Origin of the sequence: Micromonospora lupini (assembly GCF_026342015.1) — a bacterium.
Lineage (GTDB): Bacteria > Actinomycetota > Actinomycetes > Mycobacteriales > Micromonosporaceae > Micromonospora > Micromonospora lupini_B.
The window spans coordinates 2433172-2458552 of sequence record NZ_JAPENL010000001.1 but is presented as its reverse complement, the minus strand read 5'-3'; the positions used below and the strand labels follow the sequence as shown (position 1 = coordinate 2458552).

29 protein-coding genes and 1 pseudogene are annotated in these 25381 nt (G+C 72.7%); 20 read left to right on the top strand and 10 right to left on the bottom strand.

Features of this window, described 5'->3' with window-relative positions; genetic code table 11:
• Positions 1 to 21: 21 nt before the first annotated feature.
• From OOJ91_RS10740 to OOJ91_RS10695, 10 genes are all read left to right on the top strand, one after another.
• The gene (locus tag OOJ91_RS10740; protein ID WP_266244462.1) at positions 22 to 195 is read left to right on the top strand and encodes a hypothetical protein; all 174 of its coding nucleotides are present in this window, start codon (positions 22 to 24) and stop codon (positions 193 to 195) included.
• Positions 192 to 827, top strand: coding sequence for an imidazole glycerol phosphate synthase subunit HisH (gene hisH / locus OOJ91_RS10735; protein ID WP_266244461.1), 636 nt, complete (start codon positions 192 to 194; stop codon positions 825 to 827). Before OOJ91_RS10740 ends, hisH begins: the two co-directional genes overlap by 4 nt.
• A gap of 39 nt (positions 828 to 866) precedes the next feature.
• Entirely contained in the window at positions 867 to 1190 is a 324-nt protein-coding gene (locus tag OOJ91_RS10730) for a hypothetical protein (protein WP_266244460.1), read from the top strand.
• 14 nt (positions 1191 to 1204) lie between these two features.
• The gene (gene priA / locus OOJ91_RS10725; RefSeq protein WP_266244459.1) at positions 1205 to 1930 is read left to right on the top strand and encodes a bifunctional 1-(5-phosphoribosyl)-5-((5-phosphoribosylamino)methylideneamino)imidazole-4-carboxamide isomerase/phosphoribosylanthranilate isomerase PriA; all 726 of its coding nucleotides are present in this window, start codon (positions 1205 to 1207) and stop codon (positions 1928 to 1930) included.
• Entirely contained in the window at positions 1927 to 2316 is a 390-nt protein-coding gene (locus OOJ91_RS10720; RefSeq protein ID WP_266244458.1) for a RidA family protein, read from the top strand. The genes priA and OOJ91_RS10720 overlap by 4 nt, the downstream gene beginning before the upstream one ends.
• Positions 2317 to 2394: 78 nt before the next feature.
• A complete protein-coding gene (locus tag OOJ91_RS10715) occupies positions 2395 to 2841 on the top strand; it encodes a MarR family winged helix-turn-helix transcriptional regulator (RefSeq protein ID WP_266244457.1) in 447 nt (148 codons plus the stop codon).
• Between the two features lie 5 nt (positions 2842 to 2846).
• Positions 2847 to 3278, top strand: a complete 432-nt coding sequence (locus tag OOJ91_RS10710; RefSeq protein ID WP_323178449.1) for an organic hydroperoxide resistance protein — start codon at positions 2847 to 2849, stop codon at positions 3276 to 3278.
• A 47-nt stretch (positions 3279 to 3325) separates the two neighbouring features.
• Complete coding sequence (locus OOJ91_RS10705; protein ID WP_266244455.1) at positions 3326 to 4324, top strand: NADP-dependent oxidoreductase; 999 nt, start codon at positions 3326 to 3328, stop codon at positions 4322 to 4324.
• A 74-nt stretch (positions 4325 to 4398) separates the two neighbouring features.
• A complete protein-coding gene (gene hisF, locus OOJ91_RS10700) occupies positions 4399 to 5166 on the top strand; it encodes an imidazole glycerol phosphate synthase subunit HisF (RefSeq protein ID WP_007462965.1) in 768 nt (255 codons plus the stop codon).
• A gap of 176 nt (positions 5167 to 5342) precedes the next feature.
• Entirely contained in the window at positions 5343 to 5549 is a 207-nt protein-coding gene (locus tag OOJ91_RS10695) for a DUF397 domain-containing protein (RefSeq protein ID WP_266244454.1), read from the top strand.
• A gap of 283 nt (positions 5550 to 5832) precedes the next feature.
• On the opposite strand, the gene OOJ91_RS10690 is transcribed toward OOJ91_RS10695, so the two are convergent.
• Complete coding sequence (locus OOJ91_RS10690; protein WP_266244453.1) at positions 5833 to 6081, bottom strand: hypothetical protein; 249 nt, start codon at positions 6079 to 6081, stop codon at positions 5833 to 5835.
• Positions 6082 to 6258: 177 nt separating this feature from the next.
• Here OOJ91_RS10690 and OOJ91_RS10685 point away from each other — a divergent pair, with 177 nt between their 5' ends.
• Positions 6259 to 7476, top strand: coding sequence for a helix-turn-helix domain-containing protein (locus OOJ91_RS10685; RefSeq protein WP_266244452.1), 1218 nt, complete (start codon positions 6259 to 6261; stop codon positions 7474 to 7476).
• 14 nt (positions 7477 to 7490) lie between these two features.
• Positions 7491 to 8033, top strand: coding sequence for a GNAT family N-acetyltransferase (locus OOJ91_RS10680; RefSeq protein WP_266244451.1), 543 nt, complete (start codon positions 7491 to 7493; stop codon positions 8031 to 8033).
• Positions 8034 to 8096: 63 nt separating this feature from the next.
• Here OOJ91_RS10680 and OOJ91_RS10675 read toward each other — a convergent pair whose 3' ends face one another.
• On the bottom strand, positions 8097 to 8558 hold the full coding sequence (locus OOJ91_RS10675) for a hypothetical protein (RefSeq protein WP_266244450.1): 462 nt from the start codon (positions 8556 to 8558) through the stop codon (positions 8097 to 8099).
• Positions 8559 to 8660: 102 nt separating this feature from the next.
• Entirely contained in the window at positions 8661 to 9320 is a 660-nt protein-coding gene (locus OOJ91_RS10670; protein WP_266244449.1) for a YczE/YyaS/YitT family protein, read from the bottom strand.
• Between the two features lie 59 nt (positions 9321 to 9379).
• Here OOJ91_RS10670 and OOJ91_RS10665 point away from each other — a divergent pair, with 59 nt between their 5' ends.
• A complete protein-coding gene (locus OOJ91_RS10665; protein ID WP_266244448.1) occupies positions 9380 to 10837 on the top strand; it encodes a PLP-dependent aminotransferase family protein in 1458 nt (485 codons plus the stop codon).
• Between the two features lie 63 nt (positions 10838 to 10900).
• On the opposite strand, the gene OOJ91_RS10660 is transcribed toward OOJ91_RS10665, so the two are convergent.
• From OOJ91_RS10660 to OOJ91_RS10650, 3 genes are all read right to left on the bottom strand, one after another.
• On the bottom strand, positions 10901 to 12727 hold the full coding sequence (locus OOJ91_RS10660; RefSeq protein WP_266244447.1) for an AMP-dependent synthetase/ligase: 1827 nt from the start codon (positions 12725 to 12727) through the stop codon (positions 10901 to 10903).
• Positions 12728 to 12864: 137 nt separating this feature from the next.
• Complete coding sequence (locus OOJ91_RS10655; RefSeq protein WP_266244446.1) at positions 12865 to 13743, bottom strand: terpene synthase family protein; 879 nt, start codon at positions 13741 to 13743, stop codon at positions 12865 to 12867.
• A 201-nt stretch (positions 13744 to 13944) separates the two neighbouring features.
• Entirely contained in the window at positions 13945 to 14574 is a 630-nt protein-coding gene (locus OOJ91_RS10650) for a TIGR03085 family metal-binding protein (protein ID WP_266244445.1), read from the bottom strand.
• Positions 14575 to 14747: 173 nt separating this feature from the next.
• On the opposite strand from OOJ91_RS10650, the gene OOJ91_RS10645 reads away from it, so the two are divergent.
• The 3 genes from OOJ91_RS10645 (at position 14748) to OOJ91_RS10635 (ending at position 19250) form a co-directional block, all read left to right on the top strand.
• Positions 14748 to 16631: an ABC transporter ATP-binding protein gene (locus tag OOJ91_RS10645; protein ID WP_266244444.1), complete on the top strand. Its 1884-nt coding sequence runs from the start codon at positions 14748 to 14750 to the stop codon at positions 16629 to 16631.
• A complete protein-coding gene (locus OOJ91_RS10640; RefSeq protein ID WP_439117036.1) occupies positions 16628 to 18415 on the top strand; it encodes an ABC transporter ATP-binding protein in 1788 nt (595 codons plus the stop codon). The genes OOJ91_RS10645 and OOJ91_RS10640 overlap by 4 nt, the downstream gene beginning before the upstream one ends.
• Positions 18416 to 18500: 85 nt before the next feature.
• Positions 18501 to 19250, top strand: coding sequence for a DUF2470 domain-containing protein (locus OOJ91_RS10635; protein WP_266244443.1), 750 nt, complete (start codon positions 18501 to 18503; stop codon positions 19248 to 19250).
• Positions 19251 to 19275: 25 nt separating this feature from the next.
• On the opposite strand, the gene OOJ91_RS10630 is transcribed toward OOJ91_RS10635, so the two are convergent.
• The 3 genes from OOJ91_RS10630 to OOJ91_RS10620 all read right to left on the bottom strand — a co-directional run bounded on the left by OOJ91_RS10630 (position 19276) and on the right by OOJ91_RS10620 (position 21438).
• Complete coding sequence (locus OOJ91_RS10630) at positions 19276 to 19872, bottom strand: TetR/AcrR family transcriptional regulator (protein ID WP_266244442.1); 597 nt, start codon at positions 19870 to 19872, stop codon at positions 19276 to 19278.
• Positions 19873 to 19960: 88 nt separating this feature from the next.
• A complete protein-coding gene (locus tag OOJ91_RS10625) occupies positions 19961 to 20716 on the bottom strand; it encodes an ABC transporter permease (protein WP_266244441.1) in 756 nt (251 codons plus the stop codon).
• Entirely contained in the window at positions 20713 to 21438 is a 726-nt protein-coding gene (locus tag OOJ91_RS10620; RefSeq protein WP_266244440.1) for an ABC transporter ATP-binding protein, read from the bottom strand. Before OOJ91_RS10620 ends, OOJ91_RS10625 begins: the two co-directional genes overlap by 4 nt.
• A gap of 192 nt (positions 21439 to 21630) precedes the next feature.
• On the opposite strand from OOJ91_RS10620, the pseudogene OOJ91_RS34370 reads away from it, so the two are divergent.
• The 4 genes and pseudogenes from OOJ91_RS34370 to OOJ91_RS10600 all read left to right on the top strand — a co-directional run.
• Positions 21631 to 22317: pseudogene (locus OOJ91_RS34370) on the top strand (phosphoribosyl-AMP cyclohydrolase); the annotation flags it as partial.
• 180 nt (positions 22318 to 22497) lie between these two features.
• Positions 22498 to 22926, top strand: coding sequence for a phosphoribosyl-AMP cyclohydrolase (gene hisI, locus OOJ91_RS10610; protein ID WP_266245360.1), 429 nt, complete (start codon positions 22498 to 22500; stop codon positions 22924 to 22926).
• Positions 22923 to 24476: an anthranilate synthase component I gene (locus tag OOJ91_RS10605; RefSeq protein WP_266244439.1), complete on the top strand. Its 1554-nt coding sequence runs from the start codon at positions 22923 to 22925 to the stop codon at positions 24474 to 24476. The genes hisI and OOJ91_RS10605 overlap by 4 nt, the downstream gene beginning before the upstream one ends.
• Before the next feature lie 103 nt (positions 24477 to 24579).
• Complete coding sequence (locus OOJ91_RS10600; protein ID WP_439117059.1) at positions 24580 to 25110, top strand: Trp biosynthesis-associated membrane protein; 531 nt, start codon at positions 24580 to 24582, stop codon at positions 25108 to 25110.
• Here OOJ91_RS10600 and OOJ91_RS10595 read toward each other — a convergent pair whose 3' ends face one another.
• Entirely contained in the window at positions 25111 to 25380 is a 270-nt protein-coding gene (locus tag OOJ91_RS10595; protein ID WP_266244437.1) for a hypothetical protein, read from the bottom strand.
• Position 25381 lies beyond the last annotated feature (1 nt).

The window sequence follows — 25381 nt, the reverse complement described above, 5'->3', positions numbered from 1 at the left end:
CGCGAATGAAGGGTGGCTCTGATGGGTGCCGCGTTGCCGACGTTGCTGCTGATCCTGGCCGGTGTGCTGGTGGGTGGCGCGTGGTCGCTGCACCGGCAGGGCGCGCCGAGGGGCGCCGTGGTGGTCACCGCGCTGCTCGCGCTGCTCGCCACGGCCGCCGGGGTGCTCCGGCTGATCCCGGAGTCGGGGTCGTGACCGCGGACGTGGTGGTGCTCGACTACGGCTCGGGCAACCTGCGCTCGGCGGAGCGGGCGCTGGCCGCGGCGGGCGCGACGGTCCGGGTGACCGACGACCTCGCTGCGGCGGCGGCCGCGGACGGTCTGGTGGTGCCGGGCGTGGGCGCGTACGCGGCGTGCATGGCGGGTATCGAGGCGCTCGGCGCGGGCCCGGTGATCGCGGAGCGGGTGGCGGCGGGTCGTCCGGTGCTCGGCATCTGCGTGGGCATGCAGGTGCTGTTCGAGCACGGCGAGGAGCACGGAGTGGTGACGAAGGGCCTCGGGTTGCTGCCCGGCGGGGTGACCCGGCTGGCCGCGCACCGCCTGCCGCACATGGGTTGGAACACGGTCCGCGCGCCGCGGGGGTCGGTGCTGTTCGCGGGGTTGCCGGCGCAGAGCCGGTTCTACTTCGTGCACTCGTACGCGATGGGTGAGCCGGCGGCGTTGGCGGCTGCGGGGGCCGTGGTGACGACTGCACACCACGACACCGACTTCGTGGCGGCGGTGGAGCGTGGGCCGTTGTCGGCGGCGCAGTTCCACCCGGAGAAGTCCGCCGACACCGGTGCCGCGTTGCTGCGCAACTGGCTCGCCACCCTGCCCGCCGGTGACTGAGCGCCGGCACCGCCCGGCGTGCGGCGGGCGGGCGTCGCGGTGAGCCGGGAGCGGGCCCGTCGGCGGGCGGAACGTGAGGCAGTCCTGGCGCGGGAGCGGGCGGCCCGGCAGCGCCGGGTGGCGCGTCGGCAGCGCCGCCGCGCGGTGGTGCGCCTGTTGACGCCGCAGTTGCGGCGGGGCCGCACGGGGCGGCTGGCTCGGCACACCCGGGGTGAGCGGGCGGCTATCGTGCTGCTCACCGGGGCGGCGTTGATCCTGATCTGGACGTTCGTCGACGATCTGGCGCTGCGTGTCGCGCTGATCGTGCTGTTGCTGCTCGTACTGCCGGCGATCGTGGTGATCGCTCTGGACCGTCGTACCTGATCGAGGAGAAGACGTTGAGTCTCACCCTGTTACCCGCCGTGGATGTCGCCGACGGCCGGGCCGTCCGGCTCGTGCAGGGCGCCGCCGGCAGCGAGAGCATCTACGGCGAGCCGCTGGACGCCGCGCTGGCGTGGCAGCGCGACGGCGCCGAGTGGATCCACCTGGTCGACCTGGACGCGGCGTTCGGCCGGGGCACCAACGCGCACCTGCTCGCCGAGGTGGTGCGCCAGTTGGACGTGCAGGTGGAGTTGTCCGGTGGCATCCGCGACGACGAGTCGTTGCGCGCGGCGCTGGGCACCGGGGCGAGCCGGGTGAACATCGGCACCGCCGCGCTGGAGAACCCGGAGTGGTGCGACCGGGTGGTCGGGGAGTACGGCGACCGGGTCGCCATCGGGTTGGACGTACGCGGTCAGACGCTGTCCGCGCGGGGCTGGACCCGCGACGGCGGTGACCTGTACGAGGTGCTGGAGCGCCTGGACAAGGCGGGCGCGACGCGGTACGTGGTCACCGACATCACCAAGGACGGCACGATGCGCGGGCCGAACCTGGAGCTGCTGCGCGAGGTGTGCGTGCGTACCGACCGGCCGGTGATCGCCTCGGGTGGGGTGTCCACACTGGACGACCTGCGGGCGTTGGCCACGTTGGAGCCGCTGGGCGTGGAGGGCGTGATCGCCGGCAAGGCGCTGTACGCGGGCGCGTTCACGGTGGCCGAGGCGTTGCGCACGTTGGCCGAGTCGTGACGGTCACCCGGCTGGGCTCGGGGGGCCGATGGGAGCAGAGCTACGGCTACTCCCGCGTGGTGCGGGCCGGCGACCTGGCTATGACGGCCGGGTGTACGGCGACCGTGGACGGTCGGGTGGTCCACGTCGGGGACGCCGCCGCGCAGACCGCGCAGGCGTTGCGGATCGGGTTGGCGGCGCTCGCCGAGGTGGGCGTGGAGCCGGGTGACGTCGTCCGGACCCGGATGTACGTGACCGACCGGCTGCACGCCGACGAGGTGGGTCGGGCGCACAACGTGGTCTTCGGTGCGGTCCGGCCGGTGGCGACGCTTGTGGTGGTGGCGGGTCTGCTCGATCCGGAGCATCTGGTCGAGGTGGAGTTGGAGGCGTACGTCGGCGACAGGTGAGCTGCCGGTGGCCCTCGTCACGGCCACTCGTCGGCCCGATAAGTTGTGCACAACTTAATTGCGGGCTACGGTTCACGGGTGACCGATGACCTGGTGCTGCGCCGGCAGGTGTGCTTCGCGCTCTACGCCGCGTCGCGCGCCCTGACCGACGTGTACCGGCCGATCCTCGACGAGTTCGGGCTTACCTATCCGCAGTACCTGGTGCTGCTGGTGCTCTGGGAACGCCCCGACGACGCGCCCACGGTGTCCGAGCTGGGCGCCGAGCTGCGGTTGGACTCCGGCACGCTCTCCCCGCTGCTCAAGCGGCTGGAGGGGGCGGGCCTGGTGGTGCGGCGGCGGTCGGCGCGCGACGAGCGGCGGGTCGAGGTGGGCCTCACCGAGCGGGGCCGAGCGCTGCGCGAGCAGGTGTGCGACGTCCCGCTGCGGATCGCGCAGGCCACCGGTCTGGGCATCAGCGAGCTTGTCGCGTTGCGCGACACCCTCACCCGGGTCACCGACACCATCCACCGACAGAAGGAGCAGTGACTCTCATGCAGGCTCTCTACACCGCGTCCGCGACCGCCACCGGCGACGGCCGCGACGGCCACGTCGAGACCTCCGACGGCACCCTCGTGCTCGACCTGGCGGTGCCGAAGGAGATGGGTGGCGCGGGTGGCGCCGCCAACCCCGAGCAGCTCTTCGCCGCCGGCTATGCGGCCTGCTTCCACAGCGCCCTGCGCCTGGTGGCCCGCCGCGCCAAGGCCGACGTGAGCGACTCCGTCGTCGCCGCCGAGGTCGGCATCGGCCCGAACGGCAGCGGTGGCTTCGGGCTCACCGTGCGGCTCGTCGTCGACCTGCCCGCCGTCGCCCGCGACGCCGCCGAGCAGCTCGTCGAGCAGGCCCACCAGGTCTGCCCGTACTCCAACGCCACCCGCGGCAACATCGACGTCGCGCTTACCGTCCGCGAGACCCTGGCCGCCTGACGCCCGCGGACCTGGACCCCGACCGCGGACGAGAGGACGACCACCCGATGACAAGCAACCGTGAGATCCACCTGGCCAGCCGCCCCGAGGGCTGGCCCACCGAGGACACCTTCCGGCTCGTCGAGACCGACGTCCCGACGCCCGGACCGGGCCAGATCGTGGTCCGCAACCAGTTCATGTCCGTCGACCCGTACATGAGGGGACGGATGAACGACGTCAAGTCGTACGTGCCGCCGTTCGCCCTCGACGCCCCGCTCGACGGGGCCGCGGTCGGTGAGGTGGTGGCCAGCGAGTCGGCCGACATCGCGGTCGGCGACACCGTGCTGCACGGGCTGGGCTGGCGGGAGTACGCGGTGCTCGACGCCAGCGCCGCCCGGCGCGTCGACCCGAGCCTGGCGCCGGCAAGCGCGTACCTCAGCGTGCTCGGCATGCCCGGACTGACCGCGTACGCCGGTCTGCTGGAGGTCGCCGCGATGAAGCCCGGCGAGACGGTCTTCGTCTCCGCCGCGGCCGGCTCGGTCGGCAGCCTGGTGGGCCAGATCGCCAAGCTCAAGGGCGCGGGCCGGGTCATCGGCAGCGCCGGCTCGGCCGCCAAGGTCGAGCGGCTGCGGGCGCTGGGCTTCGACGCCGCGTTCGACTACCACGACGGGCCGGTCGGCGATTCGCTGCGGGCCGCCGCCCCGGACGGCGTCGACGTCTACTTCGACAACGTGGGCGGCGACCACCTGGAGGCGGCGATCTCGGCCATGAACCTGCACGGCCGAGCCGCCATCTGCGGCATGATCGCCCAGTACAACGACACCGAGCCGCCCGCCGCGCCCCGCAACCTGTCCCTGGTCATCGGCAAGCGGCTCACCCTGCGCGGCTTCCTGGTCCGCGACCACAACCACCTGCGCGACGCGTTCGTCCGCGACGTCGCGGGCTGGCTGCGCGACGGCACGCTCTCCTACGACGAGACTGTCGTCGACGGCATCGAGAACGCCCCGGCGGCGTTCCTCGGCCTGCTGCGCGGCGAGAACCTGGGCAAGATGCTCGTCCGCGTGTGATCGGTTAGTTGTGCGCGGCGGTCGGCCCGGGTCGGGCCGGCCGCCGTTGCACGTGCGGAGGATAGGGTGACGGCATGACGGTGGCGGTGCGCGTGATCCCCTGTCTCGACGTGGACGCCGGCCGCGTCGTCAAGGGGGTCAACTTCCTCGACCTGCGCGACGCCGGCGACCCGGTGGAGCTGGCCGCCGCGTACGACAGGGCCGGCGCCGACGAGCTGACCTTCCTCGATGTCACCGCCTCCTCAAGCGACCGGGGCACCATGCTCGACGTGGTGCGCCGCACCGCCGAGTCGGTCTTCATTCCGCTTACCGTCGGCGGCGGGGTCCGGCAGGTCGGCGACGTCGACACGCTGCTGCGCGCGGGCGCCGACAAGGTAGGCGTGAACACGGCCGCCATCGCGCGGCCGGAGCTGATCGCCGAGATCGCCGACCGATTCGGCCGGCAGGTGCTCGTGCTCTCCCTCGACGTACGCCGTGCTCCGGCCGGCGGCACACCCAGCGGGTTCGAGGTCACCACCCACGGCGGCCGGCGCGGCACCGGCCTCGACGCGGTGCGCTGGGCACGGCAGGTGGCCGAGCTGGGCGCGGGGGAGATCCTGCTCAACTCGATGGACGCCGACGGCACCAAGGCGGGCTTCGACCTGGAGCTGATCGGCGCGGTGCGGGCCGTGGTGGACGTGCCGGTCGTGGCCAGCGGTGGGGCCGGCGAGGTGGCGCACTTCCCGCCCGCGATCGGGGCCGGTGCCGACGCGGTGCTCGCCGCCAGCGTCTTCCACTTCGGCGAGCTGACGGTGGGCGAGGTCAAGGACGCGCTGCGCCGCAGCGGCCACCCGGTGCGCTAGCCGACTTCTGGTCGACGTCCTTATCGCTCGGTCCAACGCCCCAGCTCGGTCGACCCTCGCCCCCGCGCACGTGGTACCCCCCATGTCGTCGATGTCTCCTGCTTCAACGCAAGACCCAAGTGACCTACGCTTGACTGGTACCAACGCCACCCACCAACCCGTGGCAGGGAGACCACATGAACCGTGATTTCCTGACCACCGCTACCTGGCGCAAGAGCAGCCGTAGCCTGAACGAAAACGCACAGTGCATCGAGGTCGCTCTGGCTTTGCACGCAGTCGGTATCCGTGACTCCAAAGACCCGCGCGGCCCCTCCCTGGTCGTGACCGCTCCACAATGGATGGCATTCGTCGACGGGGTCAAGGACGCGGGCCTGCGGCCCTGATCCGTGCGACTCAAACACCGAGGTCATTGATCGGCCTCAAGCTGTCGTCGTGCTAGGTGTTCTGCCATGGAGGTTGGGGACGCGGCTGGCGGTGACCCGCCGGCTTCGGAACGCGGTGACGGCGGGCGCACATGGTAAGCGTCGTGCGCGATCAGATTCGCGAACGCTCCCGCCCGTTCCCAGCACTGTGCGCGGGTGCCGCAGATCGGGCATCGCCCGTGTCGCTGCTCATGCTCAGCCAGGATTCGCCACCAGCGGGCCAGTAGTTGGGCGGCGGGTGCAGTCACCGGGCTCCACCCATGTTGGCGCGGACCGCCGCGACCGAGACCTGCGCTTCGAAGCACCACCCGCCGGCACAGCCCGGTACGGGGCCAGCACACGTGTGCCCTCGCATCCGCACCGTGCCGCCGACCGGCTGCTGGTCTACGACCACCGTCCACACCAGTTCGTCGCGGTTGGTGGGATTGGGGGTGATCTCCCATGCCAGCAGGTGCAGCAGGGTGCCCGCAGGCACATGAAGGCTGTCGGTCATGCTCGGCTCCGAGGGCAGGGGGATATGGGCACCACCTGCACGGGAGCGACAGTTCCCGTTACTCCCGCTGGACGCTGCTGTGCCAGGTGGGCTGACAGGTCGAGATTGGCCGATATGCTGCCCATACGGCAGGCGTGCGCGGTGTGCACACGCTCCTGCAGACGCTGGGAGCCGACCATGGACGCTTTCGGGAAGCTGCTCAGGCAGCATCGGGAGAGCGCTGGACTGTCCCTGCGACAGCTCGGTGCGATCATCCATTTCCAGTACAGCCACATCTCCCAGGTGGAACGCGGTGACCGCCGCCCCACCGAGGCGCTGGCCACGGCCTGCGAACGGGCACTGCACGCCGGCGGCGCGCTCGTCGAGGCGTACCGGAGCGAGCGGGCCGGTGTCACCGACCTGCACCGGCGCACCATGCTGCGTGCCATGACGGCGTTGGCCGCCGCCCCTGCCGTCGCGCCCCTGGCCGGATTGGAGGCCCTTCGCCACGGCCTCGGCGACGCGGCGACCCCCGGCCACGACGAGTGGGAGCAGATTGCGGCTGACTACGGCCACGGCTACTACCGGCAACCCCGTCCCGCGTTGATGGCCCATTTGAGTGCCGACCTGACGGTGCTGCAACACCAGATTGCCGCCGACCCTGGCGCGCGTCGACCTGGTCTCCTGCGGGCTGCTGCGCGCCTGTCCGTCATCGTCGCGTTGAGCCTTGTCGCGTCGGGCCAGGTTCTGATGGGCCGGCGCTGGTGGCAGACCGCCCATCGGATCGCCGACCAGTCCGAGGACACCGAGACCCGGGTGTTGGTGCGGGCTTGGGATGTGGTGAACGGCTGTTACGACGGACGTCCACCATCGGCGGTCGTCACCCTGTCGGACGAGGTGCTGCCCCTGTTGGGTCGGCAGGCCACGTCAGCCGCGTGTGGGCTACTCGCTGGCCGGGCCCAGGCCCTCTCGTTGGCCGGGCGGCATGCGGAGGCGGTGGCGACGGTGCGGCAACTCGTCGACCTCGCTCCGCGGTTGCCGTCCACGATCGTGAGCGACGTGGAGTCGCTGTGGGGGTGGCCGGAGCATCGGGTCCACCACACCGAATCGTGGGTGTGCACCCACGCCGGCCGGCTGGCCGACGCCGAGGTCGCGCAGGATCTGGCCCTCGGCCTGTATCCCGCCTCGCAGACCCGGTTACGTGCGCAGGTGCAACTGCACCAGGCTGCCCGGCTGATCCGTGGCGGGCACATCCCCGACGGATTGCGGCACGCCGCCGACACACTCGATGCGCTGCCGGCTCACCTGCACAACCACTCGCTGCACTCAGTGGCCGCTCAGGTCATGGATGCGGTACCCACGGTGGAACGATTCCGGCCCGCGTTCACTGATCTCGCCGAGCGTATTCGCTCCTAGCCTCCGTTGCTGCCATGCCTGTCAGATACAGCATGTACGACGCCGGATCGGCCACGGCCGTGTTTCCGGCGCTGGTGCGTCTGTACGCGGTCGTCTACGCGGAGCCGCCGTACGCCGAGGGACCGGATCAGGTGGCCGCGTTCGCCGCCGCCCTGCCTGGTGAGGCGAGGCGCCCGGGGTTCACCCTCGTGGTGGCGGACGACGTGGGCGAGCTGGTCGGTGCGGCGTACGGGTCGACGATGGCCGCCGGGCGTTGGTGGACGCGTGCCGACGTCGAGCCTCCCGGCGATCTCCGTGGCGTGGACAAGTTCGCGGTCATGGAGTGGGCCGTGCGTCTCGACCGGCGGCGCGAGGGCATCGGCGCGCAACTTTTACGCCGGCTTCTCGACGGGCGGCCCGAGCAGTGGGCGACACTCGCGTCCAACCCGGCCGCACCGGCCCGCGCCATCTACCAGCGCGCGGGATGGCAGCAGGTCGGCGGATCGGCGATGCCCGACGGCACACCCATGCACCTGCTCGTCCTGCCGTTACCCGCCACACCCGTCGGCGCGCCTTGACCGTGCAATCTTGGACAGTTTCCGTTGACAGCTAACGGAAACTGTCCAAGATCTGCATTCGGCTCAGAAGCCCCCGGCCTGCCCCTCCGGTGACCGGCGGGGGGTGGGGATCGAACGCACCGCGTACTCCTGCACGGCCGCCGCGTGCTCGGCCTCGTCCAGGATCCATTCGGCGCGACCCGGCGCGTGCCTGCGGCTCAGCACGCCCTGCACGGTGTCCACCATCGTCGCCACCCCGGCGCGCGGCCGGGTCCGCCAGAGCTGCTCACCCTCCGCGGTGATGCGGAACCAGCCGTCCGCGACGGTGACCAGACCCGCGCCGACCAGTCGCTGGACGGCGACCTCCACCTCGTGCCGCTGCGGAATCGCCCGGTTGAGGTGGTCGGCGGTGGACAGCACGTCGGTCAGGCGTACGCCCTCCGGCCGGCGACTGGTCGCGGACCGTCGGTGCCGCCCGGCCCCGCTCGCGATCACCAACGACACGAAGATCCAGGCGTCGCTCCAGCGCCAACCGTTCTCCCCCATGCAGAGATGATGACGGCGAGCGTCGCGGAAGGGAACACCCACCCTCCAACGAGCCCGCTTGTACCAGCGCGCCGTGCCGAGGCGTGAACGGTCGGTGAACGCTCAGCCGGCCGGGGCGGGAGCGGCGCCCGGCGGGTCGCCAGCGGTGGCAACCGGGGCGGGCACCGCGACGAGCGGGATGAAGAACTGCGCCAGCGGGCCGATGGCCAGCGCGTACGCGACGGTGCCCACGCCGACCGTGCCGCCGAGCAGCCAGCCCAGCGCGAGAACGGTGACCTCGATGACCGTGCGCACCAGGCGGATCGACAGCCCGGGTCGGCGGGCGACGAAGCCGGTCATCAGCCCGTCGCGTGGGCCGGGACCCAACTGGGCGCCGAGATAGAGGGCGGTGGCGGCGCCGTTGGCGACGATCCCGGTGATCAGCAGGACGATGCGGACGCCGAGGGGGCCACCGGTGGGCAGCAGGGCCAGGGTGGCGTCCACCACCAGGCCGATCACCACCACGTTGCTGACGGTGCCGAGGCCGGGCCGCTGGCGCAGGGGAATCCACAGCAGCAGCACCAGGGCGCCGACGCCGATGGTGACAGTGCCGAAGGAGAGCCCGGTCCGCTCGGACAACCCCTGGTGGAAGACGTCCCACGGGTCGAGGCCCAGGTCGGAGCGGATCATCAGGGCCATGCTGACCCCGTAGACGACGAGCCCGGCGTAGAGCTGGGTGAGCCGTCGCACCGGCCGCTGCCGCAGATTGCCAATCAGTGCCATGCATGCCACCCTAGGTGCCAATCCTCCCTGAGGAAGAGGCCAATATCCGAGGAGTGGCCATGACAGCTCAGGTGCGAGGCGTCCAATTGGCCCGGTTGTTGGGGCAGTGGCACGCCCTGCCGGGCCGCCGCCGCAGTCCCGACTACGCCGCCCTGGCCGGCGCGGTGCGTGGCCTGCTCGCCGACGCCCGGCTTCCCCTTGGTGTCCGCCTCCCGGCGGAACGCGAGCTGGCCGAGGCGCTGCGGATCAGCCGTACCACTGTCACCGCCGCGTACCGGGAGCTGCGCGAGACCGGGCACCTGGCCAGCCGCCGGGGCGCCGGCAGCTGGACGATGCTGCCCGGCAACCACCGGGTCGCCAGCACGGGTCTGTGGACCCCGCTGGACGACCGGGAGATGATCGACCTCGGTGTCGCCGCGCTGGCCGCTCCGCCGCAGCTGCTCGGCGCCGCGCGGGCCGCCGCCGAGGATCTGCCGCGCTACCTGGGCGGGGCCGGCTACCACCCGACCGGGATCGGCGAGCTGCGAGAGGCGGTAGCCGCCGGCTACACCGCCCGCGGGCTGCCCACCTCGGCCGACCAGATCATGGTCACCAGCGGCACCCAGCACGCCCTGGACCTGGTGCTGCGCCTCGCCCTGGCACCCGGCGGGAGCGTTCTGGTGGAGTCCCCGACCTACCCCAACGCGCTCGCCGCGTTGGGCAGCAGGCGGGCCCGGATCACGACCCACGGGCTGTCCGCCGACGCCGGCGGCTGGGAGCCCGACCTGCTGCTGGGCAGCCTGCGGCAGACCCGGCCCAAGCTGGCGTACCTGATTCCGGAGTTCCAGAACCCGACCGGGCACCTGATGCCGTCCGCGTTGCGCGAGCGGGTGGTCGCGGCCGCCCACGCCGTCGGCACCGACCTGATCGTCGACGAGTCCTTCGTGGACCTGCCGCTGGACGGCACCGAGCTGCCGCCGCCCACTGCCACGTTCGACAGGCACTCCCGGGTGGTGAGCATCGGGGGGATGAGCAAGCCGTACTGGGGTGGCCTGCGGATCGGCTGGGTGCGCGCCTCCGCGCCGCAGGTGCAGCGGCTGGCCGCCGTCCGGGTCGGCATGGACATGTCCAGCCCGGTGCTCGACCAGTTGGTCGCCGTGCACCTGCTCGCCGACGCGGCGGCCATCGTCGCGGACCGCCGTGCCCAGCTCACCGCCCAGCGCGACGCGTTGCTGGACGCTCTGGCGCACCGACTTCCGGACTGGCGGGTGACAGTGCCGCGCGGCGGAGTGACCCTCTGGGCCGAGCTGGACGGCCCGGTCTCCAGCGCGCTCGCCCGGGCCGCCGAGGAGGTGGGCGTCCGGCTCGCGCCCGGCCCCCGGTTCGGTCTGGACGGCACCCTGGAACGCTTCCTGCGGCTGCCGTTCACGCTGCCGGCCGCCGACCTGGTGGAGGCCGTGGAGCGGATCGCCACGGTCCGCTACGACCTGGATCGGACCGGCCGGCAGCGCTGGCGGGAGCCGTCCGTCATCGCCTGAGCCCCCGACACACACGCAGGTGGCCCCACACCCGGGCGGGTGCGGGGCCACCGGCGGCCGTTTCTACAGCTCGGCGAGGGTGCCGGCGTACATCTTGTCGATCTCGGCGGCGAAGTTGCTCTCCACGCCACGCCGCTTGATCTTCAACGACGGGGTGATCTCGCCGTCCTCGATCGTCAGGTCGCGCGGCAGGATCGCCACCTTCTTGATCGTCTCCCAGCGGTTGAGCTTGGCGTTGAGCTGGGCGACGTACTCCTCGACCATCGCCTGCGCCTCCGGTGAGGCGACGATCTCGGTGTAGTCGCGGCCCTCCAGGGGGCCGCCGGCCACCCAGCCCCGGATGGCGTCCGGGTCCAGCGTGACGAGCATCGTGCAGAAGTTGCGGGCCTGACCGACCACGACCGCCTGCGAGGTGTACGGGCAGATGGCCTTGAACATCCCCTCGATGTGCGAGGGCGCGATGTACTTGCCGCCCGAGGTCTTGACCAGGTCCTTCTTGCGGTCGGTGATCCGCAGGTAGCCCTGCTCGTCCAGGCTGCCGATGTCACCGGTGCGGAAGAAGCCGTCCTCGGTGAACGCGGCGGCGGTCTCCGCCGGCAGGTTGTGGTAGCCGCGCATCACCGGCCGGCCGCGGACCAGGATCTCGCCATCGGTGTCGATCTTGCACTCCAGGTCGCCCATCGCCTGCCCGACCGTGCCGATCCGCAGCCCGGAGGGCGGGTTGACGAAGTTGCCGGCGCTGGTCTCCGTGAGGCCGTAGCCCTCGGAGATCGGCAGGTTGGCGGCGGCGAAGAAGGTGGCGATCTCCGGGCTGAGCGGAGCGGCCCCGGAGACCAGCACCCGCATCCGCCCGCCGAGGCGGGCCTGGAGCTTGCTGAACACCAGCTTCTCGGCCAGCCCGTAGCGCAGCTTCAGCCCGGTCGGCACCGGCTTGCCGGCCTGTTCCAGGGCGACCTTCTCCTTGCCGACCTGGACGCCCCAGGCGAAGATCTTCGCCTTCGCGCCGCCGGCGCCCTGCGCGGTGGTCACCGCCCGGTTGTAGACCTTCTCGAAGACCCGGGGAGCGCCGCACATCAGGGTCGGCCGGATCACCGCGAGCAGGTCGACGAGCTTCTCGACCCGCCCGTCGACGTAGGTGGGCAGACCGACATGGATCGCGCCGCAGAGCAGCGTCTTGCCGAACGAGTGTGCCAGCGGCAGCCACAGGTACTGCAGGTCGTCGTCGCGCAGCAGCCCGACCTCGGCCTGCGCCACGGCCTCCCAGCACCAGCCGCCGTGCAGCAGCTCGACACCCTTGGGCTGGCCCGTGGTGCCGGACGTGTAGATCAGCGTGGCCAGGTGGTCCGGGCCGATGCCGGCCACCAGCATGTCGATCAGATCGGGTTCGGCCGCCAGCGCCTGTGCGCCCCGCTCCTCCAGGTCGGCCAGGCTGAGCTGGGGCACCGCGGCGCTCGGGTCCGGGGTGCCGTCGAAGAGCACCACGTGGGTAAGCGCCGGCAGGTCCGCTCCGGCGATCTTGGCGGCCTGCGCCGGGTTCTCCGCGAAGAGGACCCGCGAGGCGGAGTCGGCGATGATGTATGTCGCGTCCGCCGGCTCGGTGGTCGGGTAGACGGTGGTGGTCGCCCCGCCGGCGCACATGATGCCGAGGTCGGCGACCACCCAGTCGAGCCGGGTGTTGGCGAGGATGGCGACCGGATTCTCCTGGCCTACGCCGAGCGCGTGCAGGCCGGCGGCGACCGCCTTGGCGCGCTGACCGACCTGCTCCCAGGTCAGCCAGTCGGGGCCCGAGTCGTCGGGGGTCGGGGACGCGAACGCGTGCCGGTCGGGGGTGGCCGCCACGCGCTTGAGGAACATGTCCGGGATGGAACGGTACGGTACATCGAGAGCCATCGCTGTAGCCGCCTTCGGGGGTGGTGGCGTGACGGTCGTCACGTCATAGTGGTTACCGAAGAGTATTGCCTGGCACCGGGCATCGGCTAGTGCGGGTGATCGACAGGCGGCCCGGTCCCGCCGGCCGGCGCTCCGGATCAGGCGTAGCGGGCAGCCACGACCGACCAGTCGTAGGTGGCCCGGACCCAGTTGCGCCGCGCCGCCAGCGGCGAGCGCAACGCGTCGACGCCGCTTGCCAGCAACCTCTCCTCCGCCGCCAGGTACGCCGCCAACCCCCTGTTGAAACGGTCGGCGGCCGCCCGCAGCGCGTCCGCCTCGGCCAGACCGCCCTCCTGGGCGATGACCGTCACCAGGTTGTGCGCGTCCGGGTCGCTCCGGCTCTCCTTGCCGTACGAGAAGAGGTCGTTGCACCAGCAGACCAGGTCCACGGCCAGCAGGTCCAGGGCGGTAAGCGCCGGATCGGTACGCCGGCTCGGCCCGGGTGGCTGCTTCGACGCCAGGTCGGTCAGGGTGAGGCAGGGGTGCACGCCGCCGATGTGCCGACGCAGTTGGACGTACTCCGTCACCCCCGGCACCCGCCGGCGCTCCCGGTTGGCGGCCTCCCAGAGCAGCGCCAGCAGGTACTGGCGCACCTGACTGACGAAGCGCAGCAACATCGGCGCGCGGCCCTGCGCCCGGGTCCGGCGGCACAGGTCGTGCAGCGCGGCGCCCAACGGCCCGGCGCCCGGCGGCAGGGCCGCGAGCGGGTCACCGCACCGGTCCAGCACGTCGAGCAGGGCGGCGATGACCGGCGCCAGCCGGCTCGGGTCCGCGCCGAGGCCGTCCTCGTCGCAGGCGTCGTCCATGACGAAGAGCCAGGAGATCAGATCGGTGAGGAGCCGCAACCCCTGCGGCGGCCCCTCCAGGCAGGCCCGGCCGGCCAGGCCAGCGGCGTCCGCCTGTTGTAGTCGATGAACCTGATGACCGGAATTGACCAGGCCGAAAGCGCGCGCCCACTCGACGCTCTCGCTGGCCACCCGATCCGTGGACTTGTGGCGCCCCGCCCTGAAGGAGGGTTCCCGTAGCGCCGAGATCGCGAAGCTCCGCATCGTGTGCCCCCACATCGTGCCGCCCCGGCGCGGAACGGCGCGCTGAAGCGTACGGGAGGAGGTATCGGCGCGCGTCGCTGGGACTGCGGCAAATGCCCGTCGTTCGTGTGACCGATTAGGTGCAGTAAGTCACATGCCCAGGCTGGCGTTGCGGAGCTGCCGGGCGGACGTCGGCGAACCGTCCAGTTGAACCCGGGCCACCCGCTGCCGACCGGAGAGGAACAGGGTCAACTCGGCCGGGGCGCCCACCACCCGCAGTCGTTCGCCGCCACGGCCGACGGAGACCTCGCCATACCCGGGCGCCTGCACGTAGAGGTCCGCCGGGAAGCGGCGCAGCGTCAGCCGGGCCAGTGGGGCGACCCGTTTCCACAGGGTGGTCTGCAGACCGCGGGACAGCTCGCGCGGCTGCCACCCCGGGGCGGCCCGTCGCACGTCCTCGTGGTGGATGAAGAACTCCACCGTGTTGACCAGCTCGTCGGTCAGCGGGTTGCTGATCGGGCTCCAGACCGGCGGCCGACGCACCTGCGCCACCAGCTCGGGGTAGGGCCCGGCGGCGAGCCGCCTGCGGACCCGCTCGGCGTGCCCCCGCAACGGCGCCAGCAGGATCCCGCCGGCCGCGTCCGGACGGCGCTCCCGCAACACCAGGTGCGCGGCGAGGTCACGGGTCGCCCAGCCCTCGTTGATCGTCGGCGCGTCGGGCCCGAGGGCCAGGAGGAGATCGGCCAGCGCCTCGCGCTCGGCTCGGGCGTACCGCGACATGGCCCGATCGTAGGCCCGCGCGCCCGCCGCCGCGCGCCGGCGGGCACCGGGTCGCGCCCGGCGAAGCGAGGACGTCCGGTACGTGACGGTCGACATATCCCGTCCGGGTCGGCGGCACCGGCCCACAGCGGTAAGGATGAGGGAGATAATTGTGGCTTACGGCGGGGGAGAGCGTGGCGAGCAGGACAAGTCGGGACGTGCTCGGCAGAGGGCTGGGGGTTCTGCGGCAGGCGATCCGGGAGCAGCCGCGGATCTTCGCGATTGCCGTGATCGGCAGTGTGCTGTTCGGCTCGATGGTCATCGTCAGCGCGTACGTGGTGGGCGCGGTGGTCGGTGACGTGGTGGTGCCGGCCATCGCGCGGGGCGAGGTGGGCGTCGGCACCCTGGCGCTGGCGGCGGTCGCCCTGTTCGGGATCAGCGTGCTGCGGGTGGTGGGCATCTTCGGCCGGCGGCTCGGCGCCGGTTACATGCAGTACCGGCTCCAGGCCGCCTACCGCCGCCGGGTCACCCGCCGCTACCTGGATCTGCCGCTGTCGTGGCACCACCGCAACGCCACCGGCACGCTGCTGTCCAACGCCAACTCGGACGTGGAGGCGGCCTGGTACCCGATCGCCCCGCTGCCCTTCGCGGTGGGCACGCTGGTGATGCTTGTCGGCGCGATCGTCTCGCTCTTCGCCACCGACTGGGCCCTCGCCCTGGTCGGCCTCGCGGTCTTCCCCGCGCTGTTCGCGCTCAACGTGGTCTACTCGCGCCGGATGGCGCCGCGGCAGGCCCGGGCGCAGCGGTTGCGCGCCGAGGTCAGTGGCATCGCGCACGAGAGTTTCGACGGCGCGTTGGTGGTCAAGACGATGGGCCGCGAGGCGCAGGAGACGGCCCGGTTCGCCGGTCGCGCCGGCGAGTTGCGCGACGCGTTGATCTCGGTGGGTCGGCTGCGGGGCGTCTTCGACCCGCTGCTGGAGACGCTGCCCAGCCTCGGCACCCTGGCGGTGCTGGTGGTCGGGGCGTTCCGCCTGCGCCAGGGCGCGATAAGTGTCACCGAGCTGGTCAGCGTCGCCTTCCTCTTCACCGTGCTGGCCTTCCCGGTGCGGGCCATCGGCTGGGTGCTGGCCGAGCTGCCGCGCAGCGTCGCCGGCTGGGACCGGGTGCGCCGGGTGCTCGACGCCACCGGCGAGATGCCGTACGGGCAGCGTGTCCTCGACCCGGCACTGTCGGGGCCGGCCACGCTCACGTTCACCGACGTGCACTTCTCCTACCCGCCGGCCGAGGCGCACCAGGTCGGCGCGCAGGTGCTCGGCGAGGTCGGCTTCACCGTGCCGGCCGGTCGCACGGTCGCCCTGGTCGGACCGACAGGCGCCGGGAAGTCCACAATCGCCTCGCTCGCCGTCCGCCTTGTCGATCCCGACTCCGGCGTCGTCGAGCTGGACGGCGTGGAGGTGCGCGATCTGACCGCCGCGTCGCTCGCCGGCACTGTCGCCCTTGTCGCGCAGGTGCCGTTCATCTTCGACGACACCGTACGTGCCAATGTCGCCCTGGACCGGGCGGGCATCGACGACGAGGACGTCTGGGCGGCGCTGCGCCTGGCCGAGGCGGACGGGTTCGTCGCCGCGCTGCCCGACGGGCTGGACACGATGGTCGGCGAGCGGGGCACCTCACTCTCCGGCGGCCAGCGGCAGCGGCTCACGCTGGCCCGCGCGCTTGCCGGACGGCCACGCCTGCTGGTGCTCGACGACGCGACGAGCGCCGTGGACCCTCGCGTGGAGGCGGCCATCCTCGCCGGTCTGCGCGCGTCGGCGGGTGAGCCGGGAGTGCCTGCCGCGTCGATCCTGGTGGTGGCGTACCGCCGGGCGACCATCGCCCTCGCCGACGAGGTCGTCTACGTGGAGCAGGGCCGGGTGGTCGCCCGGGGCACGCACAGCGAGCTGCTGGCCACCGTCGCCGGCTACGTGGACCTGGTCACCGCGTACGAGCAGGCGGAGGTCGACCGCGCGCAGGAGCGCGCGTACGACGACGAGGTGGCGCAGCTGCCGTCGGGCCTGGAGATCGAGGTGGACCATTGAGTACGACTGTGACGAACGACGAGCGGGACGCGCGGGTGGAGACCACCTGGCAGACCCTCCGGCGGGGGCTGGCGCTCTCCCCGGAGCTGCGGACCGGCCTGGCGGCCACCCTGGGCCTGGCCCTGGTCTACATGGTGGGCCGGGTGGCCGTCCCGGTCGCGGTGCAGCAGGGCATCGACCGGGGCATCATCGGTGGCCTGAACCTCGACGTGGTCTGGTCGGTGGTGGCGGTCACCGCGGCGATCCTCGTGATCACCACGGCCTGCGGTTACCTGATGATGCGCCGGCTGTTCACGGTCAGCGAGACGGCGCTGGCGAATGTGCGGACGCGGGCGTTCCGGCACGTGCACGACCTGTCGATGTTGCACCAGCAGTCGGAGCGGCGTGGGTCGCTCGTCTCGCGGGTGACGAGCGACGTCGACCAGATCACCCAGTTTCTCCAGTGGGGTGGGGTGATCCTGCTGGTCAACCTGGGTCAGCTGGTGGTGACGACGGCCGTGATGCTGGCGTACTCCTGGCAGTTGACCCTTGTGGTGCTGGCGGCGTTCCTGCCTGCGGTGCTCGTCATCCGCCGGTTGCAGCGTCGTCTCGGCGCGGCGTACGCGACGGTGCGTCAGCGCACCGGCACGCTGCTGGGCGCGATCGGCGAGAGCGTCGTGGGCGCCCCGGTGATCCGGGCGTACGGCATCGCGGGGCGTACCGCGCGGCGGCTGGACGACGCCATCGACAACCAGCGCGTGGCGCAGCAGCGGGCGATCCGGATCAGCATCGTGGGCAGTTCGGTAGGCGAGCTGGCGGCCGGGTTGGCGCTTGCCGGCGTGGTGGTGCTCGGGGTGACGCTGGGGGTGGACGGCACGCTGTCGATCGGCCAGCTGACCGCCTTCCTCTTCCTGGTGACGCTGTTCATCCAGCCGGTGCAGATCGCCACCGAGGTGCTCAACGAGGCGCAGAACGCGATCGCGGGCTGGCGGCGGGTGCTGGACGTGCTCGACGTCGCCCCGGACGTGGCGGATCCGGGCGAGCAGGGCCGGGACCTGCCGGCCGGTCCGTTGGACATCCGGTTCGCCGGGGTGCGGTTCGCCTATCCGGGTGGCCCTGCGGTGCTGCACGACATCGACCTGGAGATTCCGGCGAAGAGCCGGGTGGCGGTGGTCGGCGAGACGGGCAGCGGCAAGACGACCTTCGCGAAGCTGCTCACCCGCCTGATGGACCCGTCGGCGGGAGCGGTGCTGCTGTCCGGGGTGCCGCTGGCGGACGTCCGGTTCGACTCGTTGCGCGCCCGGGTGGTGATGGTGCCGCAGGACGGGTTCCTCTTCGACGCGACGGTGGGGGACAACGTGCGGTTCGCCCGGCCGGAGCTGACCGACGAGCAGCTCGGCGCCGCGTTCACGGAGCTGGGCCTGGCGGACTGGCTGGATGGTCTGCCCGCCGGCCTGGCCACGCCGGTGGGGGAGCGTGGCGAGGCGTTGAGCGTCGGGGAGCGGCAGCTCGTCGCGCTGGCCCGGGCGTACGTGGCCGACCCGGACCTGCTGGTGCTTGACGAGGCGACGAGCGCTGTCGACCCGGCGACCGAGGTGCGGCTGCAACGCACCCTGGACGCCGTCACGCGGGGGCGCACGACGCTCGCCATCGCGCACCGGCTCTCCACAGCCCAGGCGGCCGACGAGGTGATCGTGGTGGATCGGGGGCGCATCGTGCAGCGTGGCCCGCACGACGAGTTGGTGCACGACGCCGACTCGGTCTACGGCCTGCTGTACGCCTCCTGGCTGGAGCAGACCCGATAACGAAGCGCACTGGCTGGTGGACGCCGTGGTCCGGGTGCTCTACGCTCCGGGTTAGGTAAGCCTAACCTCTTAAGGAGGTCGCGCCATGCGGCCCAGCCCCGCCGAGATCGTTCGTACCCTCGTCGCCGGTCGGCTGCCCGGTCTCGTCCACCTGGCCCGCCGGCCGGGCCCGCACCACGCCCGGCACGTGACCGATCCCGACGGCCGGGTGCTGCTGCTGGTGCCGGTGGCCAGCCACCTGGGCGCCGCGCTGCAACCGGTCGCCGGGGGCGCCGACGTCGCAGTGGTCCTGGACGTCCTCGACCTGCCGCCCGCGGCCGGCGCTCCCGGGCTCGGGCGGGCCTGGGTCTCCGGTTGGGCGGCCGAGCTGCACGACGAGGAGGCGCGTCGCGCCGCTGTCGACTTCGCCGCGGTCGAGCCGACCGGCGACCTGCTCGACGTGGGCGTCCGGTTCCGGCTGTTCCGCTTCGAGGTGGCCGAGGTCCGCTGGGAGCGGGCCGGCGTCGTGCAACGGATCGACCCGCTGGAGTACGCCGAGGCCGAGCCGGACCCGGTGCACCCGTTCGAGGCGCTGCTGCTTGCCGACTTCGCCGAGCGCGACGCCGACCAGGTGACCGACTACCTGCGCCGGCAGCTCGGGTTGACCGAGCAGACCCCGGACGGGCCACCGCGTGTGGTGCGCATCGACAGGTACGGCCTGGTGGTCGCCCTCGGACGCCCCGGCGCGCGGCGTCGCGTCCGGCTGGCGTTCCCGGGTCCGGTGGCCGACCCGGACGAGCTGGGTCGGCTGCTGCCGCCGCTGCGACGCCCCGCCGACGCCCACCCACCGCGCTGACCCCACCCCGGCCGGCGGCACGACTCTAGGTCGGCAACGGGCCGGTGACGTACCGCTGGATGGTGGGGCCGATGGCCGCGACCAGGGTCTCCGGGTCGGCGGACGCCACCGGCTCCATGCGCACCACGTGCCGGATCATCGCCAACCCGATCAGTTGGGTGGCGACAAGCGAGCCGCGCAGCGGCAATTCGGCCGGGTCGACGTCGAGCTGGTCGAGCACCCGGCGCAGCACCTGCGTGGTGATGAACTCCCGCAGCAGGCGAGCGGTCCACTCGTTGCTCACCGCCGAACGCAGCAGCGCCACCCCGGCGCTGCCGGCCGGAGAGTCCCAGATGCTCAGGAACGTACGCACCAGCCGCTCACCGACACCGTCCCGGTCACCGGCGAGCACCCTCGGCAACATCTCGCCCGGGTCCACGGGGAAGTTCATCGCGGCCAGGAAGAGCTGGTCCTTGCTGCCGAAGTAGTGGTGCACCAGAGCCGGGTCCACACCTGCGGCGGCGGCGATGCCGCGGATCGGAGCGGCGTCGAAGCCGCGCTCGGCGAACGCCGCCCGCGCCGCGTCGAGAATCGACTCCCGGGTGTCCGGGTTGCCGGGTCGCCGGCCGGTCCGCCGCGTCATCGCCGCCCCTCGTTCGTCCGCTCCCGCTCACGCCGCCGATCGCCCGACGGCTGGCGGCAACCCGCGGGCGCGGGCCGCCGCCTGTCGGTCAGCCGGTGCGCCGGCGCAGGGTCGCCGCCGCGAGCACCAGCGCCAGCACCACCGCGCCGAGCACCACACCCACGTCCCGCCACAGGACGCCTGTCGGCTCGGCGTTCGCGCCGACCTCCTGCAACGCCTCGATGGCGTACGACAGCGGGAAGGCGTCGCTGAGCGCCTGGAGCCAGCCGGCCATCTGGTCGCGGGCCACGAACAGCCCACAGAGCAGCAGCTGGGGGACCACCACGACCGGCAGAAACTGTACTGCCTGGAACTCGGTGCGGGCGAAAGCGCTGCACAGCAGCCCGAGGGCGACGCCGAGCACCGCGTCGAGCACCGCGATCCCGATCACCAGACCACTGCTCCCGACGGTGCGGAGATCGAAGATCCAGTACGCCACTCCGGCGGCGACCGCTGCCTGCACGGCGGCGGCCAGCCCGAACGCGATGCCGTACCCGAAGAGCAGGTCGAGCTTGCCCAGCGGGGTGGTGAGCAGCCGCTCCAGGGTGCCGGAGGTGCGCTCCCGCAGCATCGCGATGCTGGTGACGAGGAACATGATCACGAAGGGGAAGATGCCAAGCATCACCAACGCGATCCGGTCGAACATCGACTGCTGCCCCGGCGGGGTCGGTTGGTCGACGTACATGAAGTAGACCAGGGTGAGCAGGACGGCAGGCACCACCACGAGCAGCGCGATCGTGCGCCTGTCGTGCCTGAGCTGGCGCAGGATGCGGCCGGTGGTGGCCGCCAGGATCCGCGGGTTCACGATGCCTCCTGCCGTGCGCCGGCCCTGATCAGTCGCAGGAACGCCTCGTCGAGGTCGTCCACGCCGGCGGCCGCGCGGATCGCGGCCGGGCTGTCGTCGGCGATCAGCCGCCCCTGGCGGATCAGCAGCAGCCGGTCGCAGCGGGCCGCCTCGTCCATCACGTGACTGGACACCAGCAGGGTGGTGCCGGCGGCGGCCATGGCGTGGAACCGTGCCCACAGGTCGGCCCGCAGCACCGGGTCCTGACCGACTGTCGGCTCGTCCAGGATGACCAGCTCCGGCTCGCCGACCAGGGCGCAGGCCAACGAGGCCCGGCTGCGCTGGCCACCGGAGAGGGTGACGACCAGTTGACCGGCCGCCTCGGCGAGCCCGACGTCGGCGACAGCCTGGTCGGCCTCGGCGCGACCACGCCCGTACAGGGCCGCGAAGTAGCGGGCGTTCTCCCGGACCGTCAGGTCCGCGTAGACGCTTGGCGCCTGGGTGAGGTAACCCACCCGGTGCCGCAGCGCCGGGGTGCCCGCCGGCTGGCCCAGCACGCTCACCGACCCCGCGCTGACCACCTGCACCCCGACCACCGCGCGCATGAACGTGGTCTTCCCGCTGCCGCTGGGGCCCAGCAGACCTGTGACGGCGCCGCGCGGAACGGCACAGCTGATGCCGTCCAGCACCCGCCGCCCACCCCGGTCGACCACCAGGTCGCGGACGGTTATCGCGTCGTCCATCCCGCACCTCCGAAAAACTCATCGTCTGTTGAACTCAACGCTAGATGAGATAACGCCGCCCGCGCAACGGCCCGCCTCCCCGCCGGTGCCCGCCGTCGCGCCCAGCGGTAGAACGGGCAGTAGGCTTCGGACCGGACAGCAGGTCCGGCAACGGGCATTGCGTACCGATCGGACGTACGGCACGATGGCGCCGTGGGTCACGCTCCGTTACCGCACAGCGGATTTCTCGAGGACTGGGCCGCGCGGTTGCGGGACGCCGCCGAACGGCCGGTGGTCGGCATCCTGCTGCGCGGCAGTCACGCCCGACGGGCCGCCACCGCGCACAGCGACGTCGACCTCGACGTGCTGGTCGGCGGCGCCCCGTACGCCGCCCGCCGCGCGTACCTGGCCGAGACGGCCGGTCGGGTCACACACGTCTCGGTGGCCGCACGCGACGTCCGATCCTGGGTGCACCGCCTCGGCGAGCCGGCCGACTGGGCGTTCGGGCTGCCGGTCACCGCGCCGGCCCGGCTGCTCTGGGCCGACCCGCACTGGCGGCCCCGGATCGACCTGCCGGTGCTCTGCCAGCCCGCCGAGCCACCCCGGCTGGAGGAGCTGATCGCCGCGCTCGGCAAGGCCGCCGCCGCCCGGGCCGCCGCCGACCGCCTCGGGGTCCGGCTCGCCGTGGCGGACCTCGCCCGACTCTGCCCGTCGGTGCTGCGCCCGGCGAACCCGTCGGTACGGGTGTCCTCCCGTCGGGCGGCGTTCGCGGCAGCCCTGGAGCTTCCCGTCGCCCCCACCGGCTACCGGGAGGACATGCTGCTCTGCCTCGGGCTGCGTCCGGGCGGCACCGGGCAACTCTGGGCCGCCGCCGTACGGCTTGTCGCCGGGATCCTGCAGTTGATCCGCCCGTACGCCGGGGAGATCGCCGACGTGGCCGGCGCCGACCTGGCCGACGCCCTGGTCGACGGCCGGCTGGACCGCTACGTGGCCCAGCTCGCCCGGCAGGTGGGCCACCCGCCGAACCCTCGGCGGGAGTCGTCGCCGGTGCCCGCGCCGCGTGCAGGACAATGGGAAACTGTGCCCGTACCTGACGCGCCGGTGACCGGCGTCCCCAGCGATCCGAGCGGCCCGGCGGCGTCCACGCCGGCCCGTCCGTCCCGGCTCGACCCGGCCATCGCGGCCCGGCTGCGCCGCAGCGCCGACGGCCTGGTCGCCGCCGTGGTACGCGCCCACGAGTCCGGCGAGGTGCTGATGGTGGCCTGGATGGACGACGAGGCGCTGCACCGCACCCTCACCACCGGCCGGGCCACCTACTGGTCGCGCAGCCGCCGGGAGTACTGGGTCAAGGGCGCCACCTCAGGTCACCACCAGTACGTGCGCTCGGTCGCGCTGGACTGCGACGGCGACGCGCTGCTGGTAAGCGTCGACCAGGTCGGCGCGGCCTGCCACACCGGGCACCGGACCTGCTTCTTCACCGAGCTGCCCGTGACGGGGGCCGGCACATGACCGACGGCGCGGTGAGCCCCGACCTGAACACGTTCACCGACGTGGCTGCCCGCTGGCGCGTCGTGCCTGTCACCCGACGCCTGCTGGCCGACGCCGAGACCCCGGTGGGTGTCTACCGCAAGCTCGCCGGAGGGCCCGGCACGTTCCTGCTCGAATCCGCCGAACAGGGAGTCGGCTCGGCGGGCACCGCCTGGTCGCGGTACTCGTTCATCGGCGTCCGCAGCAGCGCCACACTCGTCGAGCGGGACGGGGTGGCGACCTGGCTCGGCCAGCCGCCGGCCGGGCTGCCCACCGACGGCGACCCGGTGCGGGTGCTGCGGGACACCGTCGCGGCGCTCGCCGGCCCACTCGGGGACCCGTCCGACGGTCTGCCCCCGCTGACCGGGGGCATGGTCGGCTACCTCGGCTACGACCTCGTCCGCCGCTTCGAGCGCCTGCCCGAGCTGACCGAGAACGACCTGGGCGTGCCGGAGCTGGGCATGATGCTCGCCACCGACCTGGTGGTGCTCGACCACTACGACGGCTCGGCGATCCTGGTCGCCAACGCGGTGCTGCCGCCGCTTGACACCCCGGGCCGCGACGCGCAGGTCACCGCCGCGTACCACCACGCGGTGGGCCGCCTCGACGCGATGACCACGGCGCTGTCCCGACCCATCCCACCGATGATCTCCACGGTCGAGCGTCCACCGGCCGGCGAGGTCCTCTGCCGTACGCCCGAGGGTGGCTACCTGAAGGCGGTGGAGGCCGCCAAGGAGGCGATCCGGGCCGGTGAGTGCTTCCAGATCGTGCTCTCCCAGCGCTTCGAGCGGGCGACGCGCGCCGACCCGCTGGACGTCTACCGGGTGCTGCGCACCAGCAACCCCAGCCCGTACATGTACCTGCTGCGCTTCGACGGTTTCGACATCGTCGGCTCGTCGCCGGAGGCGCACCTGAAGGTCACCGCGGGCGTCGACGGGCGGCGCCGGGCGCTGCTGCACCCGATCGCGGGTACCCGGCCGCGCGGCGCGACCGCGACCGCCGACGCCGGGCTCGCCGCCGAGCTGCTCGCCGACCCGAAGGAGCGCGCCGAGCACGTGATGCTCGTCGACCTGGGCCGCAACGACCTGGGCCGGGTCTGCGAGCCGGGCAGCGTCCAGGTGCCGGAGTTCGCGACAATCGAGCGGTACAGCCACGTGATGCACATCGTCTCCACGGTGACCGGCACGCTGCGTGACGACCGGTCGGCGTTCGACGCGCTCGCCGCGACCTTTCCGGCGGGGACGCTCTCCGGGGCGCCCAAGGTGCGGGCCATGGAGATCATCGAGGAGTTGGAGCCGGTCCGGCGCGGCGTCTACGGCGGCACTGTCGGCTACTTCGGGTTCGGCGGTGACCTGGACATGGCGATCGCCATCCGGACCGCGCTGATCCGCGACGGGCGGGCCTACGTGCAGGCCGGCGCGGGGGTGGTCGCCGACTCGGATCCGGCCGCCGAGGAGCAGGAGACCCGCGACAAGGCCGCCGCCGTGCTGGCCGCCATAGCCGCCGCCGAAACGCTGAGGGCGGCCCGGTGAGCGCGAGGAGTGCAGCGCAGCGGAGCCCCGCAGTCGCGAACGAAAGGCAAGCCCGGTGAGCGCGGGCGCGGGCGTGGGGGGTCGGCGTCAGTTGACGTACGCCATGCTGCTCAGCCTGGCCGGCGCGGGCCTGGCGCTCTGGGCGGCGACCCGGGGCTGGTCGGTCGAGGTGACCGCGCGCCCGGCGCCGCTGCCGCCGGTGCGTGAGGCCCGCAGCGGGGCGGCCCTGCTGCCGTGGCTGCCGGCGCTGGCGCTTGTCACGCTGGCCGGCGGCGGCGCGGTGCTGGCCACCCGGGGTTGGGTACGGCGGCTGCTGGGCGTGCTGCTGGGCGCTCTGGGCCTGGTGGTGGCCGCCGGTGGCGGTTACGGGTTGGTCGCCGATCTCGACGGCGTGGTGAGCCGACAGTGGCCGGCGCTCTGCCTGCTCGGCGGTCTGCTCGCCGCCGTGGGCGGCGGGTGGACGGCGCTGCGGGGCGGAGTGTGGCCGGCGATGGGCGCCCGGTACGAGCGGCCCACGCGGACCGTCACGGAGAGTGCGCCCACCACTGTTGCTCCGCCGGGCCGGATGGCCGGGCGTCGGACCACCGAGGCGTGGGACGCGTTGGACCGCGGCGAGGACCCGACAGCCGGCTGATCAGCCGACCGGCTGATGCTCCCGCTGCCGGTGGGCGGAGACGGCACGGGCGGCGGTCAGCTCGGCCACCAGGCGGTCCAGTTCGGCACGTTTGTCGGCGCGGGCCCGGTCGGCGCAGACGGCCTCCCAGGCGTTGCCGCGTGCCGTGCGCACCCGGCCCTCGCCGACGACGGCACGCTCAAGGGTGTGCACCACGCCGACGGCGAGCGACGCCACGGTCCGCGAGATGGTGGTCAGTCCGATGCTCGGGTTCGACTCGGCAATGCTCATG

Coding starts and splice junctions, on each gene's coding strand:
- OOJ91_RS10635 (WP_266244443.1), top strand. CDS start 18,501: ATGCGGCCCAGCCCCGCCGAGATCGTTCGTACCCTCGTCGCCGGTCGG.
- OOJ91_RS10595 (WP_266244437.1), bottom strand. CDS start 25,380: ATGAGCATTGCCGAGTCGAACCCGAGCATCGGACTGACCACCATCTCG.
- OOJ91_RS10605 (WP_266244439.1), top strand. CDS start 22,923: ATGACCGACGGCGCGGTGAGCCCCGACCTGAACACGTTCACCGACGTG.
- OOJ91_RS10705 (WP_266244455.1), top strand. CDS start 3,326: ATGACAAGCAACCGTGAGATCCACCTGGCCAGCCGCCCCGAGGGCTGG.
- OOJ91_RS10650 (WP_266244445.1), bottom strand. CDS start 14,574: ATGTCGCGGTACGCCCGAGCCGAGCGCGAGGCGCTGGCCGATCTCCTC.
- OOJ91_RS10710 (WP_323178449.1), top strand. CDS start 2,847: ATGCAGGCTCTCTACACCGCGTCCGCGACCGCCACCGGCGACGGCCGC.
- OOJ91_RS10675 (WP_266244450.1), bottom strand. CDS start 8,558: ATGGGGGAGAACGGTTGGCGCTGGAGCGACGCCTGGATCTTCGTGTCG.
- OOJ91_RS10665 (WP_266244448.1), top strand. CDS start 9,380: ATGACAGCTCAGGTGCGAGGCGTCCAATTGGCCCGGTTGTTGGGGCAG.
- OOJ91_RS10620 (WP_266244440.1), bottom strand. CDS start 21,438: ATGGACGACGCGATAACCGTCCGCGACCTGGTGGTCGACCGGGGTGGG.
- OOJ91_RS10670 (WP_266244449.1), bottom strand. CDS start 9,320: ATGGCACTGATTGGCAATCTGCGGCAGCGGCCGGTGCGACGGCTCACC.
- OOJ91_RS10660 (WP_266244447.1), bottom strand. CDS start 12,727: ATGGCTCTCGATGTACCGTACCGTTCCATCCCGGACATGTTCCTCAAG.
- OOJ91_RS10630 (WP_266244442.1), bottom strand. CDS start 19,872: ATGACGCGGCGGACCGGCCGGCGACCCGGCAACCCGGACACCCGGGAG.
- OOJ91_RS10690 (WP_266244453.1), bottom strand. CDS start 6,081: ATGACCGACAGCCTTCATGTGCCTGCGGGCACCCTGCTGCACCTGCTG.
- OOJ91_RS10680 (WP_266244451.1), top strand. CDS start 7,491: ATGCCTGTCAGATACAGCATGTACGACGCCGGATCGGCCACGGCCGTG.
- OOJ91_RS10695 (WP_266244454.1), top strand. CDS start 5,343: ATGAACCGTGATTTCCTGACCACCGCTACCTGGCGCAAGAGCAGCCGT.
- OOJ91_RS10740 (WP_266244462.1), top strand. CDS start 22: ATGGGTGCCGCGTTGCCGACGTTGCTGCTGATCCTGGCCGGTGTGCTG.
- OOJ91_RS10600 (WP_439117059.1), top strand. CDS start 24,580: ATGCTGCTCAGCCTGGCCGGCGCGGGCCTGGCGCTCTGGGCGGCGACC.
- OOJ91_RS10685 (WP_266244452.1), top strand. CDS start 6,259: ATGGACGCTTTCGGGAAGCTGCTCAGGCAGCATCGGGAGAGCGCTGGA.
- hisF (WP_007462965.1), top strand. CDS start 4,399: ATGACGGTGGCGGTGCGCGTGATCCCCTGTCTCGACGTGGACGCCGGC.